The organism is Phycisphaerae bacterium, assembly GCA_017999985.1.
Lineage (GTDB): Bacteria > Planctomycetota > Phycisphaerae > UBA1845 > Fen-1342 > JAGNKU01.
In genome coordinates, this window is sequence record JAGNKU010000009.1 from 137,678 (window position 1) to 152,989 (window position 15,312).

Consider the following 15,312-nt stretch of genomic DNA (forward strand, 5'->3'; position numbering starts at 1 on the left):
AAAACAGCTCCCTGGCGGCGCTGCAAATCCGACGCAACGCGTCGCAAAGGTGGCGTGTTCCCCGGCTGGCCGGTTGTCGGATTCGGCCACGCCGCGCAGCAGGGCCTCGGCCGATGCCCGTAAGGAGTCTGGTTTGTGTAATGTTAGCAAGTTATGATGAAAAACCAGCGTTGTCGCCGCTTCTGCACAGCCCGTAGCGTTTCGGAGACATCAAACCGCAACCAATTGTAAATCATCGAGTTGAGACAAATTGAATTCTCAACACGAATGCCTTTGACGTCCACAACATCTTGGGCTATATTAATGGTTGCCCCCTAGATGTGGTCCCCACATTAACGACGCGATCGACTCCGCTGTCGTCGCGGCCACGTGTGAATGCCGTCTGTCTTGGCGGCCCCCCCTTTTCGGCGGAAGCGTCTTTACACGCTACACGCCAGGGTGAACACATGCCAGAGAAGCTGTTGTCGGTCGGCGCCATCGCGCGCGCGCTGGCGGTGCCTGTGCACCGCGTGAAATACTTGATTCAAAGCCGGCGGATTCAGCCGGCGGGACGCGTCGGCAACGCCTGGGCATATCCGGTCGAGGTGCTCTCGCGAATCCGCACGCTGCTGGAGCACGGCGGATCGGGCAGGGAGCGCGACCTGTGAGCCTCATGAGTCGGCTGCGGTCTGCGGACCGCGCGGCCGCTCGGCGGCGAGAACGCGAGGGCTGCGGGCTCAAGTGCCCGATGTGCGGCGGGTGGCTCCGTGGGCGCGTCAGCAGCCTAACGGGGCGCGGGTTTCTGGGGTGCGAACGCTGGCCCGACTGCACTTTCACGATGACCTATGGCGAGGCGAGGGCGCTGCCGACAGTGCGCAGACGCTCAAAGAAGCGTCCTAGCCGACCGGTTGGAACTGTGCACATGGTGGCGTGCGAGCGGTGCGGGTCGGCGTTCCCGATTCGGTCAAAAGAGGTGCCGCCGCCGCCGCTGATCTGCACACGCTGCACGATGATGGCGCCGACACGGACAAGCCAACGATGGGTCTAGCGTGCCCACCGTGCGACGCGGACGGTCGGCTGGTACTGGCGGTGCGGCCGTCCGCGCCACGGGGCCGGCGGGTCCTTCCGCGCGCGGATCGAAACTGGACTCGCGTCGGATGAATCACACATAAGGGTTGATTTGTATGATATATTACACTGAAAGCCAGCGGGCCTATGGTTGACGCAGATCACGCGTCCGGCTCGCGCTGGCGGACGTTTAACCGGTTCTGCGACGGGTGCCTGCCCGGTCTGTCGCGGGGCGCGCTGGTGACGTGGTGCATCCTGTTTCGGCACGCGAAGCCAGACGGAAAAGTGCGGTTGTCCCAGGCGCGTTTGGGACGGACGGGCGGTATGAGCGTGGCAACGGTGCGGCGGGCGATTCGGGAGCTTGAGCGGCGTGGGCTGCTTGTCACGGTCACGCGTGGGGATCGCAACAGCGGGCCGAGCTGGTACATCGTCCATGCGCGTGAACGGGTTCCAACCGCTGACAACGAGTGCCCATCGGGTAGCGCCGATGAGCGCTTTACGGGGCGCGTGTGTGATTGCCTTGCGGCTAGCGCCGGTGAGCGGCATTACAGAAGAAACAGAGGATCGGGCAAGCACTGGCGCTTGAGCGGTCGCGCTGGCGTAGCCCCCAGCGAAGCCACCGCGACCGCGCCCCCAGCTCGTGGCACACGGGGCTGCGGAGCTTGCGGGGACGATCGATCCGGCCAAGGGCGTTTGACGGCGCATGGAACCGGGGGCACAGTAAATGAGCGTCGGCGAGCTGCCGGCGTGACACACGAACACGCGGCAAAGCGCCGCAGGCGGTGAAGTGTGGAACGAAAAGATGGGCGTCAACGAATGGGTGCCGGGCGGGGACGTTGCCCCGCTGGCGCTGCGGCCGCGCGAGGCGGCACGGGCGCTCGGCGTGTCCGAGCGGACCTTGTGGGCACTGACAAAACGTGGCGACGTGCCACACGTGCGGATCGGGCGCAGTGTGTTATACCCGTTGGACCTGTTGCGTACCTGGCTCGCGGAGCGGGCGACAGCAAAGGCAGGGTAGATGCATGGCGAGCATAACGACACATGACGGCCGACGTGCGATTCAATTCACAGGCGCGGACGGCCGGCGCAAGACCTTGCGGCTCGGCGTGATTTCCCAACGCGACGCCGAGAGCGTGCGCGGCCACGTTGAACGGCTGTTGCAGGCAGCTCAGTTGGGAACGGCTGCCCCGCCGGACGTGCTCGCGTGGGTGGCGACGCTCGGAGACTCTCCCTACAGCCGGCTGGCTCGCGTGGGGCTAGTGGCGTCGCGTGAGAACGCAACGCTTGGAGCATTCGTCAATCGGGTGCGCGACAACATGACGGGCAAGGAATCGACGCGCACATCAGACGGACACACACTGCGGAACCTCGCGGACTACTTCAGCGACGGGAAACGGCTACGCGATATCGCGCCGGCAGACGCCGATGCGTGGCGTGTGTGGCTCGTGGAGCATGAGAAGCTATCCCAGCCGACGATTGCGCGGCGTGTGGTTGCGTGTCGGACGCTCTGGCGTCGGGCTATCCGCTGGGGACTCGCATCGGTCAATCCATTTGTGGGCGTGAAAGCCGGGCACCAAGCGAACGAAGCTCGCAAGGCGTTTGTGCCGCGTGAAACTATCGACCGCGTACTCGCTCAGGTACCCGACACTGAGTGGCGAGTTATTATCGCGTTGTCGCGGTACGGCGGACTGCGGTGCCCGTCCGAGATATACGCGCTGCGCTGGGGCGACCTGGATTGGGAGCGCGGGGCTCTTCGGGTTCCATGTCCGAAGCTCGCTCATATCGAGTCGTGCGCGTTCCGCACCGTGCCGCTGTTTCCCGAACTCCGCGTGCCACTACTGGAGCTGTTCGCGGAAGCTGAGCCGGGCACGGAGCACGTTATCACGCGGCACCGGCTCGGGTGTGAGAATCTGCGGCAACAGCTCATGCGCTTCATAACGCGAGCCGGCCTGAAGCCGTGGCCCAAGCTGTTCCACAATTTGCGAGCAAGCCGGGAAACCGAGCTGATGCGTGAATACGACCTCGCGACCGTCTGCAAGTGGATCGGCAACAGCCCAGCAATAGCGGCTAAGCACTACGCCATGTCCATCGACCTTAACGCCGACTTCGCACGGGCTACGGGGGGCACAGTAGAAGCGACGCAAAAAGCGACGCAGCAAGCGTCCGCATTGGCTCGCACGGCGCAACCGCCGAAAACGGCTCATGGCGATAACACAAGCGATTGCGAACACTTGCGGGACAGTGCGGAGAAGTGCGAAAACGGACAACCATATCCAATGGGCGATACTGGGCTCGAACCAGTGACCTCGTGCATGTCGAGCACGCGCTCTAGCCAACTGAGCTAATCGCCCGGCACCGGCACGTCCGAATGGACTTACGGCCCGGACCACTAATATTGCCCCTCAGCCACGCGTGTGTCAAGCCGCCTCCGCCCACAGCGCCACCCGTACCTGCCCAGCTCACGCCGTTTGCCTATTCTCCCAGCGTTTTGAATACTCCCTCAGGGCGACCCGACAGCCAAACGCGCGACCAGCGCAGGATCGCCTATGAGCACACTGACTCCACAAACCACCGTCTCGAACCGTCCGACCATTCCTCCCGCCGGTCCGCGGTTCCGGCTCTCAACCGCCGGCCCCAGCGGACATGCACAGTGCGAGACCACCCAACCCGTCCTGCTCATCGGCAGTCGCCGCGATTGCGATCTGCCGCTGAACGACCCGGAGGTCTCCAAGATCCACTGTGCCGTCATCCACACCGGCCGCGGACTGCTCGTTTGCGACCTCTGCAGCCGCAGCGGCACCTACCTCAACGGCGCCGCCGTACGCGTCGCCGCGCTGCGTGCCGGCGATGCCCTCCGGATCGGCGGCGCGAACATCACACTCGAAGCCCTGCCCGCCCCTGCTCAGCACGCCGAGCAGCCGATTTCACGCGCGGATACTCCCGCGCCACGGCTGACACTCGGCGCGCACACGGTGGATCTCACCGCGGGCGTCGTCGTCGTCGGTCGCCGGCGCACCTGCGACCTCGTCCTCGACACGCCCGATACCTCGCTTGCACACGCCCTGATCTTCGTCTTCGACGGCTATCCTGCGGTCTGCGACCTCGGCAGCCGCAGTGGCACCTTCGTCAACGGCGAGCGGGCACAGCTCGCCTGGATACGCGGCGGCGATCACCTCGTGATCGGCGGCGAAACCCTCGCCGTGGCGTGCGAGTCCGGGGCTCCTGCAGCGCCACCTGCGAGGACGACGGCGTCACTTCAGGAGACCACCGCGTCCGTCACGCCGCAGGCTCATCCTCCTGCCTCCGCCGCCAGCGATTCACGCACCATCGAGCACTGGCTCCGCGCCGCGCTGAGCGATCTCGCGGTCTCCCGCCAGAAGGCCCAGGACCGCGCGCTACGCCTCGACCGCCGCGCGGCCGAGCTCGAGACGCTCGCCACGCTGCTCGACGTGCAATCGGCGCATCTCGAACGCACAAAGGCCGAGCTCGCCAAGCGCGCCGCAGAAGTCGAACAGGCGGCCAACGAGGCCCGCGACCGCCTGGCCCTCGCACTCAGCCACGAACAGGCGGTGACCGCCGCGTGGGAGGAGCTGGACCGCTGGCACGCCCGACGCGAAGCCGCGTTCCAGGATCACCTGGCGTCCCTTCCGCCGGCACCCCGCCCGAAGCGGCCGGGTGCCGACCTGCCCGGGCTGCCCGATGCACCCCCTGTAGCGCGCCCGTTCCCGCGGGCCGACACACCGCCCCCCACCGCACCGGGTGCCGGCAACGCCTGAACCCGCCACGACGCCACCCTCCCTGTCAGGGAGGGCGTAGGTCGCATCCGCCGGCGTCCCGCACGCGCGGGCTCAGACGCCGGCTCCGTGCGCGGCGCTTCATGATCGCACCGAGCGCGCCGCAGCGGCGCTTGTGCAACGCCGGTTGGCCCTGCGGGTCCAATCGGCGTATACTTTGATACGAACGTCTGGCGTCGTGCCGGCGAATGATCTTTGACAACTGGCTGGCGGTTTCTGGGGGCGATTGGCTTCGACCGGGCAGGTTGAGGCTTGGGTGGCATGTCGAGGTGGTCAGGAGGCCTCGTTAAACACCTGGCAAAACCCTTAAATGCCAATGATGGCTACAGACTGGCTGCCTAACAACTAGGTAGCCCGTCGGCCGGCGACACCTGCTAGCCGGTCCCGACGCTGACAGCAGGCTGGCACACACGTTCCCGTCGGGCGGCGTGCGTGCGAGAAATAGCCGGGCTCGGCGCGCGGATGACCTGTCGGCCGGTCTGCCAAGCGCTTAAAGCAGTCAAATCAGCCGACTAAACATGTAGAGGCCCAGGCTGAAATGCTTCGGGACGGGGGTTCGATTCCCCCCGCCTCCAATCGAACAGCTCCGGCGTGTGCGGGCTGAACAAGCGCTCGCGTCGCCGGAGCTTTTTTCTTCCGCCGGGCCGGGAGCGCCGGGTCCGCGCCGCGCGACCAATCAGAGCCCTAATCGCCAGCGAGCGGGTCCGCGCAGGAAGCGCGGCAAACCGGATATCGGGGCCAATGTCGGCCTAGGGAACCAGCCGTGCCGCGCCATATGCAACGCACATCGACACCCGCGCGCCTGATCATCGGCCTGCTCTACGTGCTCTCGATGAACGTGCCACCCGGTGTGGCGTTCGTCGATGCCGACGAACCCACGCCCGCGGCGGCCTGGGAGCTGCGCGTGCTCGGCGTGAACGAGCCTGCCAAGCTCGACCAACTGCGTGCGCAGCCGAAAGTGCGTTGCGTTCGACTCGCGATCGTGGGCCAGAGCGGCGTTTCCGCCAAGCACCTCAGGCCGCTACTCACCTCCGGCAACAGTCTGGTTTACCACGACTGCATCGACCCCGACACCAATTCGCATGACACGCAGATGGCGCGCGTGATCCTGGAACTCACACGCCCGCTCGGCGTGGTGCTTGAACTGCACGTGTGGCAGGCCAGCCCGTCGCTTTCGGATTACGCGGACAAGTTCCGTCAGGCAGCCAAGGTCGCCCAAATCGTCGCGCTCTACAATTCCTTCTGGGGTGAGAAGGCCGCTGCCATCACCCAGGCCATCCGCGAGTCGCCGACGGCGTTGTTCATCTCGCCCTACGTCGAGCACGGCGGCCGCCCCACGAGTGAAACGCCGCAGGGCAGCGCGTGTAAACCGTGGGCCGCCGACAGCATTCCGCACTTTATCACCGTGGTGCCGCTGGCCCGCCAGCAGTCTCAGGGCGGGCTGCTGACGCCGGCGGATCGTGGTCCCACCGATTCCGAGGCCATCAACCTCATCGCACCGTCATACCATGCCAACGGCCCCGGCGGGACCTGTCCCTCGGCCGCCACCGCAGCGGCCTGCGCCGCCTACCTCTACGCCGTCTTGCCAAAGGAACCGCCCCCGACGGATGCGGTCGACCGCTTGCGTGCGATCTCCCGCATCGACCAAGCCGCCTTGACCTCGGCTGAGGAATTTGACGCCGCCGCGATCGGCCGCTTGGAAAAGCAAATCGAGACCCTGCGGCAAGCGGCAGCGGACAGGCAGCGCAAGCTCGACGCCCAGGGTGTGCTCAACCTCTACGAGGCGTGGCGAAGCCTCCCCGCCGCGGATGGACAGTGATACCGCCTGTGCGGTAGCCATGCTGAAGAGATCGGTGACGACTCAGCGACGACCGGCAGAGCCGGCGGGCCGTCAGTTGGAGCCCAACCCGCTCGAGATGGCCGTCGACCGGGTTGTCTCTATCGCGCCGCGCCGGCCTGGACCTGCCGCTCCAGGTTCTGCAAATCAGCGCCTTCTCGCCCGCCGTGTGAACGCCGTCTGCAGCATCCGTGCCTCTTCCAGAAACTCCGCGATCCGCGACACGTTCACCCGCTTGCCATCCCGGTAAATCACCAGCCACTCGCCGTCGCTCTCGATGCTGATCCCCGGTGTATTCTCTACCGCCGTGATGATCGACTCGTCGAACGCGTCGCGGATCGCCTGTTCGTCCGCCCCGCGCACGAGATAGTGCTTCGAAAACCCCGGGTACAGCGCGAAGTCGATGTCCTGGTATCCGAACGCCGCCCCGATCTTGTGAAACACATTTTCCGGCCGCAGCTCGAACCGCGGCAGCACCGGCCGCGCACCCAGCGAGAACGCCGCCACCGTCTGGCGGTGCGTGTGCCGGTTCTTGCCGTGGCCAATCACGTACTGGTAGTCCAGCAGCAACGTCGTGTCCCGCCCGCGCGTGTCGCGCAGGCAGTTGCCGACGTGGCGACTGTGCCCCTGCCGGAACAAGTGGAGCCGCTCGCTGTCGAAGGGCATCCGCTCGGAAGCGCCGTCCATGTGCTCCATGCCGAGCTGTCCGGCGAGTTGCTGGAAGCCCTCGCGCCGCTGCCTTTCCGCCCGCCGCGTCAGGACGGTCACGACGATGACAAGGCCGACGAAGCCGAGCACCGCGCCTCCGAACACCAGAAACCCAAACGCCCCTTCGATCGTTTCGATCGCTGCCATGTCCGCCACCACCTCCAGCCTGAAACCGCGCCCAATCCTACGCCCCGCAGCGAAACCCGGCTACCGCCGCCGGCCGCGCGTGGAAATCACGCCGACGTTGCCTATAGTCCCGGATGTCAGCGGGCCGAACGCGGCGCCGATCATCGTCGCCACCACCAAAGGAGGAAAAACATGGGCCGATTCGCACCGTCATTGGTTTTCGTCTGCGCGGCACTGGGGAGCACCGCCGCACAAGCCGATGTCTTTCACGACTACGAGGACCTCACTGAAGGCTTCCTCGGCACGTCGTTGAGCCACGCCGCCGTCACGTATCGCGACGCGAACACCGTCAGCGGCTTCTATCCCGACGGCAACCCCTTCAACGATACCGAACTGGGCAACCAGTTCATTATTGAAAACGCCACCCTCTTTTATAACGACTTCCCCGGCTACGGCAGCCCCGTGAACTCGCTCACCTTCGGCAGCGCCTACATCCCCGGCACGAATCTCACCATCGGCGCGCTCGCGTCGGCGTGGATGGACCTCGACATCCCGGGCACCGCCGCCAGCCTTGATCTCGCGTACTACGAGAACGGCCCGTGGGGCGGCATCGAGTACATCCTCGCCGCCGTGCAGGGCGGCAACGTCGTCGCCACCGACTCGTTCGTCATCAGCGACCTCGGCGGGCGCGACAACCCGACCTATGCGACGCTGTCCGTCAGCGGCGTCGAGTTCGATTCGCTGCACCTGTACGCCTGGCTGAACGGCGCCTACACCGCGCCGCGCGGCATGATCGACAACCTCTCCATCACCAGCATCCCCGAGCCGACCGCACTGCTTGGTCTCGCGTTGCTGGCTGCCCTCCGCCGGCGTTAGCAAAGCCATCAGAGCCCCGAGCGCGAGCGCGCCGGTTTCCGGAACCTCGTCACCCGTCCGGCCGCCGCGCGCTTGCGCCACGGGCTCCGTCCGCGCGCCAGCCACAGCGCCGGCCACGCGGCCCAACGGACGCGCACCGTAAGCCGCCGGACGTTACACTACGTGCCCGCCAACCGTCGCGGCGCGCAGTGCCTCGCGGTGCGGCAGGAGCACGGTGCCATGCGTCGATTGGCCCTGAAGATCCACGGCTGGGCGCGCAACATCGAGCCCGTCGTGCTGCTTTCGCTGCTCGTCGTCGTCGCGGGCGTCTGGGGTTTTGTCAGCCTGGCGGACTACGTGCTCGAGGGCAAGACGCAGGCCTTCGATGAGCGGATGCTGACCGCCCTGCGTCGGCCGGACAACCCGGCCCAGCCGATTGGACCGGTCTGGCTGGCCGAGGTCGGCCGCGACATCACCGCGCTCGGCGGCGTCGCGGTTCTGGTCCTGGCAACCACCGCGGTGATCGGTTTTCTCTGGCTGCGCCGGCAGTTCGGCATGTTGACCTTCGTGCTGATCGCAACGCTGGGCGGGCTGGGGCTCGGCGCGCTACTGAAGGCCGTCTTCGCGCGCCCGCGTCCGGCCATCGTCCCCCACTTGTCGCAGGCCTACACGAGCAGCTTCCCGAGCGGGCATTCGCTGATGTCGGCGGTCGTCTACCTCACGCTGGGCGCGCTCGTCGCCGCGGTTGTTTCGCAGCAGCGGCTGAAGATCTACGTGCTGGCCGTCGCGCTGTCCGTGACCGGGCTCGTAGGCCTCAGCCGCGTTTACATGGGCGTGCACTACCCGACGGACGTGCTCGCGGGCTGGATGACCGGGCTGGCCTGGGCCGCGCTGTGCTGGCTCGCCGCGCGCTGGCTCCAGCGGCGCGGAGCGGTCGAGGCGCCCGCGAATGGGGACCTGCTCTGACGCCGGCCGCGCGCCGCCTCATTGCAGCACAAACGACACCACGTCCCGCGCGGCACTCACGAGATCGTGCACGACAAGCGCGTTGGGCAGCGATGACAGCCAGTACACGCGGTCACCCTCAAGGCGCGGGTTGAGCGTGCTGGTGAAGATGCCGGTCTGCTCAGTCAGCGTCGTCCGTGCGCCGGTCGCGCGGGTGATGACCTCCACGCGGTCACTCGCCAACGGATTCAGGTACTCCACGAGCACGCGGGTCTCATCGGCCCCGCACACGTAGACCGCGCGCGACGACAACCGGCTCGGGGTGTACGCGTCATACGTCGCCCACGTTTCCCACGTCAGGTCATCCAGATCCAGGGCCAGAATCTCATTGCCGATCGCCAGGCCGTTCTCGTCGACCAAGCTGGCACCCGTGAAAAGCTCTTCGCCGACGATCGCGGCGTCGAAGAAAAGCGCCTGCCGGCCGGCCGGTTCCGCAGGGATCACGCGCGCCGCACCGGTGTCGAGCCGGACCAGCAGATGATCGCCGCTCGGCACCGAGTTGCGGGTTACCAGCGCCCAGTGTGCGTCCGCCGCCAGGATTTCGACGATCGGGTCGTCGACGGCTACCGTCCGTTCGATCGCGCGTGTTGCGAGGTCATATACGAGCAGGCCCGTCTCGGTGCGCGCCACGACCCGCGCGCCGGTCAGCACGAACGCGCGATCGTAACGACCGCCGAGTGACACGTTGCGTTCGAGGATCGTCAGCTCAGCGCCGGTGCTGATCTGCACGGCGACAATCCGACTCGCGTGATTGTCGTTCATCGGGCGCTCGGCGACGAAGTAATCGCCGGCAGCCTGCACGTCGTACTGCACGCGCGCCGCCTGGAGCTTCGTCGCATCGCCGGTGGACAGGTCAAGCCCCCAGAGGGTCGATGGCAGCGTCGTGTATCCCGAGTACGAGCCGAAGTTCTGCAGATAGACGGTGTCGCCCGCTGTGCCGACGAGGAACAGCGCGCTGTCGTCAAAGAGCGTGCCGCAGCCGGTGAGCGTCGCGAGCAGCACGCTGCTCAAGACCATCCGTCGCGCGGTCTGTAGTTTGACCATGCCGTGTCCTCCGTATGTTCTGTGTGACCCAGAATCGCGCCCGTTCTCACGCGATTGTAGCCCCAGGCGTCAAGCGGCCCGAGAGTCCTGCCGCGGCACGGTCAACGCCGTGCGGACGATTGGGGATTGACGCCGGCGCATACACTTGTTACGTACATTCGTCCGCGGCGCGTGCGCTGCGGAGCGGGAGGACAGCCGTGCGCACGGCGCAGCGGCGACCGCCGGGGACGTTTCAGAGTCGAAGCGCTGCGATAGACGTGGTTCTGTATCACGGTCTCGTTCTTGTCAGGTCAGGAGGAGACTCATGCGCGCCTGCAGAGGGATTTGTGTGACATTGGTCGCCGTGTTCGCAACGTCAGCGATGGCGGCTGAGATCTGGACCGACTTCGGCGGAATGATCGCCCATTTCGATTCGGCGAACCCCACGATAATCACGAATGTCGGCCAGACCGGCGAGCTGCCCATGGACGGCATGGACTTCACGCCGGACGGGATCCTGTGGGGCGTTGCAGACCAGGAACTGTTTCGTATCAGCCAGGTGAACGGATCCGTGGAGAGGATCGGCGTGGCGACGCTGCCGCCCGGCGAGATCTACATGGACATCTCGTGGGATCCGAGCACGCACGCGATGTACGGGCTGGGCAGCGGCGCGAGTGGATTCCTCAACAACCTCTACACGATCGACCTGAACACGGGTGCGGCGACGCTGGTAACGACCTTCCTCACGCCGACGTGGAGCGGCGGGTTGGCGACCACCGCGGCCGGCGTGCGGTTCATCGACAACACGCTTATGGACGGCCCGAGCCGGATCGACGGGAACACGCTCACTTATCTCGGGCCGCAGGGCTTCGACTCCAACTTCTTTGGCGGAATGACCATTGATTGGTCGCGTGACGGCACGCTGTACTACTGCACCTGGAATGCGGGAGCGGAGCGCACGGAAGTGTGGACGTTGAATACGACGACGGGGCAAGGCACGCTGCTCGGTCCGATCGGCCCGGACGGGCAGACGGTACTACTGAGCGCGGCGATCAAGCCCTTGCCCGAGCCGGGTGCCGGGGCTGCGCTGATCCTGCTGCTCGCGTGCCGCCGGATGCGCTAGCGCTGCCGGCGGATCAGCAGCGCGGTCAGGTCGTCGGCCTGCGGAGCACCAGCCCGGAAGCGGCGCACCTCGGCATGCAGGCCCTGGATGAGACCCTCCAGCGGGACGTCGCCGCAGCGCGCGAGAAACGCCGCGACGCGCTCCTCGCCGTATTCCGCGCCGGCGGCATCGAGCGTTTCGTAGAAACCGTCGGTGAGCAGCACGACCGCCGCGCCGGGTGCGAAATCGAAATGCTCAGCCGCGAACTCGCAGTCATTCATGATCGCGAGCGGCAGCCCCCCGGCCCCGCGCACCTCCACGCCGGTTGGCGAAATGAACAGCAGCGGGCCCTGGCCGGCGGAGACGTAGTCCAGACGATGGCAACGCGGATCGAGCACCCCCACGACCGCCGTGACAAACCGGCCGTCGAGCAGGTCATGCGCCAGGAGCTGATTCACGCGCGTCGCGACCGCCACCAGGTCCTGCGTCACCGTCAGCATGGCGCGGACCAGTGAGCGGCACTGCGCGATGACGAGCGCGGCCCCGATGCCGTGCCCGGTCGCATCGGCCAGCAGAAACGCCAGGCGTCCGTCGCCGAGCGGCATGAAATCGTAGCAGTCTCCACCGGTCTCATCGGTGGGTCGGTTCCAGCCGGCGATGTCGTAGCCGGGCAGACTTGGGTTGGTGGCCGGGAACAGCGCCTGCTGAATCTTGCGGGCGAGTTCCAGGTCGCGTGCCATGCGCTGCTTCTCGGCGTACTGCTCCAGCAGGACGTAGCGATGCAGCGCGACGCCGGCCTGCGCGCTCAGCACGCGGGCCAGCTCCTCGTCGGCCGCATCGAACGGCCCGCCCGCGCGGTTGAGCGCCTGGAGCACCCCCATCAGCTCGCCATCCAGGTTTTCCAGCGGAAACGTCAGCAGATTGCGCGTGCGAAAACCCGTCTGGCGATCGATCTCCGGATTGAAACGGCTGTCCGCGTATGCCTCTGGCACGTTCACAACGACGCGCTGCTGCGCCGCCGCCCCCGCGATGCCGCGATCGGCCGGAAAGCGAATCGACTCGACGCCGGTCGCAACGCGGCTGAATAGCTCGTTGGTCGCGCGGTCGTACAGGAAGATGGTGGCCCGCTCGCAGTTCAGCACGGCGCGCGCCGCGTCCACGATGGTGCCCAGCAGTTGCGACAGGTCGGTCGTCGCGGCCATCTGCCGCGTCACGTCCAGCAACCGCCGGAGCTGCATGATCTGCTGGTTCGGGTCGGCCGTCATGCCGTGTAGGGTATGTCCGGCGCACGGCGATGGCAACCGGACGCGGTAGCGCGCGGGAAAGCTGCCGCGGACAAAGTCGACGCCCGCAGCCCTTCACGGCTTCTCACGTTCGAGCTTGCGGACCGGGGCGTACTCGAGGATCAGCGTCTTTTCGCCGTAGCCGACGAACTTTAAGCCCGCCCGCGTCTGCCCCGGCGCCGGCTTGATCCAGAGCACCTGCCCGACGCCATAGCGCTCGTGCCGCACCAGCGTGCCCGGGCCCCAACCGGCAAATGGCGAATTCGAGGTGGACGCAGGCTCACTCGGTTCCGGCGCGCGGCGCCGCGCGGCCGGCTCAGGCTCCCCGCGCAGATCATCATCCGGCGTCGCCCGCAGTCGCCGCTTCGGAACCAGCCGCGCCGCCTCCTCCGGCGACAGGTCGTCAACCAGCGGCACCAAACCGTCGATCTTCTGCCAGGCCGGACCGCCGCGCAGCGTCTGGAAGTCCTCGCGTATCAGATGGCCATCGTCGAGCTCGCGGAGAAACTGCGACGGCGGGCGCGGCATCGGCCGCCCGCGAATCAGCCGCTCGTGGGCCATCGACAGGTGCAACCGTTCGCGGGCGCGCGTCACGCCGACGAAGCATAGACGCCGCTCTTCCTCGACGTCGGCGTGCATCCCGAGCGCGCGTTCATGCGGCAACAAGCCCTGCTCCAGTCCGGCCAGGAACACCACCGGGAACTCCAGGCCCTTCGCCGCGTGCAGCGTCATCAGCATCACGCAGCCGGCCTTTTCATCGACGGCGTCCTGGTCGCTGACCAGGCTGATGCGGTTGAGGAAGTCGGCGAGGTTCGCCTCCTCGACTTCCTTCTCGTAGCGAATGGCCGCTGTCACCAGTTCCTGCACGTTGGCCAGCCGGTCTTCACCGCCGGTGTCCTGTTCCGCGCGCAGCGCCGCCTCGAGTCCGGACGCGGTGAGGACCAGGCTCACGGCTTCCGAGACAGGCAGTTGCAGCGCGGGCTGCAGGCGCGCGAGCAGGTCCACGAACGCGCGCACCTTTCGGGCGGCGCTCTGCAGCGCGGGCACCTGCTCGACTTCGCGCAGGATGTCCATCAGCGGTTGGCCCGTCTCGTTGGCGTGCGTCCGCAGACGGTCGAGCGACGTCTTGCCGATGCCACGGGCCGGCGTGTTGATGATGCGCAGCAGCGCGACCTCGTCCGCCGGGTTCACCAGCACGCGCAGGTACGCGAGCACGTCGCGGATCTCGCGCCGGTTGTAGAACTCGACGCCGCGCGCGATCCGATACGGAATCGCACGGGCCCGCAACGCGTCCTCGAACCCGCGTGACACCGCGTTGATGCGGTAGAAGATCGCGAAATCGTTCCAGGGGCGGCCCTGCGCGTGCAGGTCCGCGATCGTCTGCGCGATCCGCTCCGCCTCGTCCTCGCCGCCGGTGAATTGCCAGACGCGCACCGGCTCGCCGGTCGCGTTCTGCGTCCACAACTCCTTGGCCTTGCGCTTGCGATTGCGGGCGATCAGCCGGTCGGCGGCCTGCAGGATCAGGCCGGTGGAGCGGTAGTTCTGCTCGAGTCGCACCACGCGCGCGGACGGGAAATCCCGCTCGAACTCGAGGATGTTGCGGAGGTCGGCCCCGCGCCAGGCGTAAATGCTCTGGTCCGGGTCGCCGGTCGCACAGATGTTGCCGTGATGCTGCGCCAGCGAACGCGCGATCAGATACTGGGCGTGGTTCGTGTCCTGGTACTCGTCGATGAGCAGGTACTGGAAGCGCACGCTCAGCCGCTCGGAAATGTCGGGCTGATCGCGCAGGACCACCGCCACGCGCAGCAGCAGATCATCGAAGTCGACCGCGTTGCGCTGCCCCAGGAGGCGCTCGTACGTCTCGTAGACCCGGGCCGTCAGATCGTCGTGGAACCCGCGACTGATCTCCGCGAGTTCCTTCGGTCGCAGGAGGCGCCCCTTCGCGTCGCTGATCTTCTGGCGCGCCTGGTCGGCGGTGAGCAGCGCTTCGCTGACTTGCTCGATCTGCAGCGCCTCCTTGACCACCCGCAGGGCGTCGTCCTCGTCGTAGATCGAGAAGCCCGGCGCAACGTTCGCGAGCGCGCCGAACTCGCGCAGCAGGCGCACGCCCAGCGCGTGAAACGTGTAAACCCACATCCCCTGCTTGACGCCCAGCGCCTCGATCCGCCGCTTCATCTCGTCCGCGGCCTTGTTGGTGAACGTGATGGCCAGGATGTTGCGGGACGGCACGCCGGTGTGCACGAGATACGCCGCCCGCCGGGTAATGACCCGCGTCTTGCCGCTGCCCGGGCCGGCGATGACGAGCAGCGGGCCGTCGCGGTGCGTCACGGCCTGCAACTGGGGCTCGTTCAGGTCGGCGAGCAGGGCCGCTGTTCGGGCGTCGTTCGGTCTCATGCCCTCATATACCCGGTACAGCGATTGGCGTCCATCCGGCGGGGGTGCCGGTCGCGAGGCGGCCTCGCACAGGGAGTGGAAGCGTGTTCGGCGGCTTCCCGGGTAAAGCCGTGCCGGGCGTCGCTGCCGATAGAGAGG

At 66.8% G+C, this 15,312-nt stretch carries 13 protein-coding genes, 1 tRNA gene, 1 other RNA gene and 1 pseudogene; 11 read left to right on the top strand and 5 right to left on the bottom strand.

Going from position 1 to position 15,312, the window contains the following annotated elements; translation table 11 throughout:
- Positions 1 to 446 precede the first annotated feature (446 nt).
- The 5 genes and pseudogenes from KA383_13505 (at position 447) to KA383_13525 (ending at position 3,125) form a co-directional block, all read left to right on the top strand.
- Positions 447 to 647 carry a hypothetical protein gene (locus tag KA383_13505; protein MBP7747136.1) on the top strand — a complete coding sequence of 67 codons (201 nt, stop codon included), beginning with the start codon at positions 447 to 449 and terminating at the stop codon, positions 645 to 647.
- Positions 644 to 1,027 (top strand): topoisomerase DNA-binding C4 zinc finger domain-containing protein, encoded by a 384-nt coding sequence (locus KA383_13510; protein MBP7747137.1) that lies wholly within the window; start codon positions 644 to 646, stop codon positions 1,025 to 1,027. Before KA383_13505 ends, KA383_13510 begins: the two co-directional genes overlap by 4 nt.
- Positions 1,028 to 1,194: 167 nt before the next feature.
- Positions 1,195 to 1,833, top strand: a complete 639-nt coding sequence (locus KA383_13515; GenBank protein ID MBP7747138.1) for a helix-turn-helix domain-containing protein — start codon at positions 1,195 to 1,197, stop codon at positions 1,831 to 1,833.
- A 16-nt stretch (positions 1,834 to 1,849) separates the two neighbouring features.
- On the top strand, positions 1,850 to 2,065 hold the full coding sequence (locus KA383_13520) for a helix-turn-helix domain-containing protein (protein ID MBP7747139.1): 216 nt from the start codon (positions 1,850 to 1,852) through the stop codon (positions 2,063 to 2,065).
- A 4-nt stretch (positions 2,066 to 2,069) separates the two neighbouring features.
- Positions 2,070 to 3,125: pseudogene (locus tag KA383_13525) on the top strand (site-specific integrase).
- A 199-nt stretch (positions 3,126 to 3,324) separates the two neighbouring features.
- Here the strand turns inward: KA383_13525 and KA383_13530 are convergent.
- Positions 3,325 to 3,398, bottom strand: a tRNA-Val gene (locus tag KA383_13530).
- A gap of 195 nt (positions 3,399 to 3,593) precedes the next feature.
- Here KA383_13530 and KA383_13535 point away from each other — a divergent pair.
- The 3 genes from KA383_13535 to KA383_13545 all read left to right on the top strand — a co-directional run bounded on the left by KA383_13535 (position 3,594) and on the right by KA383_13545 (position 6,660).
- Positions 3,594 to 4,823: an FHA domain-containing protein gene (locus KA383_13535; protein MBP7747140.1), complete on the top strand. Its 1,230-nt coding sequence runs from the start codon at positions 3,594 to 3,596 to the stop codon at positions 4,821 to 4,823.
- Between the two features lie 236 nt (positions 4,824 to 5,059).
- Positions 5,060 to 5,417, top strand: a transfer-messenger RNA (tmRNA) gene (gene ssrA / locus KA383_13540).
- A gap of 274 nt (positions 5,418 to 5,691) precedes the next feature.
- Entirely contained in the window at positions 5,692 to 6,660 is a 969-nt protein-coding gene (locus KA383_13545; protein ID MBP7747141.1) for a hypothetical protein, read from the top strand.
- A 165-nt stretch (positions 6,661 to 6,825) separates the two neighbouring features.
- Here the strand turns inward: KA383_13545 and KA383_13550 are convergent, their stop codons facing one another.
- Positions 6,826 to 7,533 carry a hypothetical protein gene (locus KA383_13550; GenBank protein MBP7747142.1) on the bottom strand — a complete coding sequence of 236 codons (708 nt, stop codon included), beginning with the start codon at positions 7,531 to 7,533 and terminating at the stop codon, positions 6,826 to 6,828.
- 171 nt (positions 7,534 to 7,704) lie between these two features.
- On the opposite strand from KA383_13550, the gene KA383_13555 reads away from it, so the two are divergent.
- Together KA383_13555 and KA383_13560 are read left to right on the top strand one after the other, a co-directional pair.
- On the top strand, positions 7,705 to 8,388 hold the full coding sequence (locus KA383_13555) for a hypothetical protein (GenBank protein MBP7747143.1): 684 nt from the start codon (positions 7,705 to 7,707) through the stop codon (positions 8,386 to 8,388).
- Between the two features lie 219 nt (positions 8,389 to 8,607).
- Entirely contained in the window at positions 8,608 to 9,333 is a 726-nt protein-coding gene (locus tag KA383_13560) for a phosphatase PAP2 family protein (protein ID MBP7747144.1), read from the top strand.
- A gap of 18 nt (positions 9,334 to 9,351) precedes the next feature.
- Here the strand turns inward: KA383_13560 and KA383_13565 are convergent, their stop codons facing one another.
- Positions 9,352 to 10,416 carry a hypothetical protein gene (locus KA383_13565; GenBank protein MBP7747145.1) on the bottom strand — a complete coding sequence of 355 codons (1,065 nt, stop codon included), beginning with the start codon at positions 10,414 to 10,416 and terminating at the stop codon, positions 9,352 to 9,354.
- 304 nt (positions 10,417 to 10,720) lie between these two features.
- Between KA383_13565 and KA383_13570 the strand changes: the two genes are divergently transcribed.
- Positions 10,721 to 11,518 carry a hypothetical protein gene (locus KA383_13570; GenBank protein MBP7747146.1) on the top strand — a complete coding sequence of 266 codons (798 nt, stop codon included), beginning with the start codon at positions 10,721 to 10,723 and terminating at the stop codon, positions 11,516 to 11,518.
- Here KA383_13570 and KA383_13575 read toward each other — a convergent pair.
- On the bottom strand, positions 11,515 to 12,762 hold the full coding sequence (locus KA383_13575) for a SpoIIE family protein phosphatase (protein MBP7747147.1): 1,248 nt from the start codon (positions 12,760 to 12,762) through the stop codon (positions 11,515 to 11,517). The two genes, KA383_13570 and KA383_13575, sit on opposite strands and share 4 nt — an antisense overlap.
- 93 nt (positions 12,763 to 12,855) lie before the next feature.
- On the bottom strand, positions 12,856 to 15,174 hold the full coding sequence (locus tag KA383_13580; protein ID MBP7747148.1) for a UvrD-helicase domain-containing protein: 2,319 nt from the start codon (positions 15,172 to 15,174) through the stop codon (positions 12,856 to 12,858).
- Positions 15,175 to 15,312: the final 138 nt, after the last annotated feature.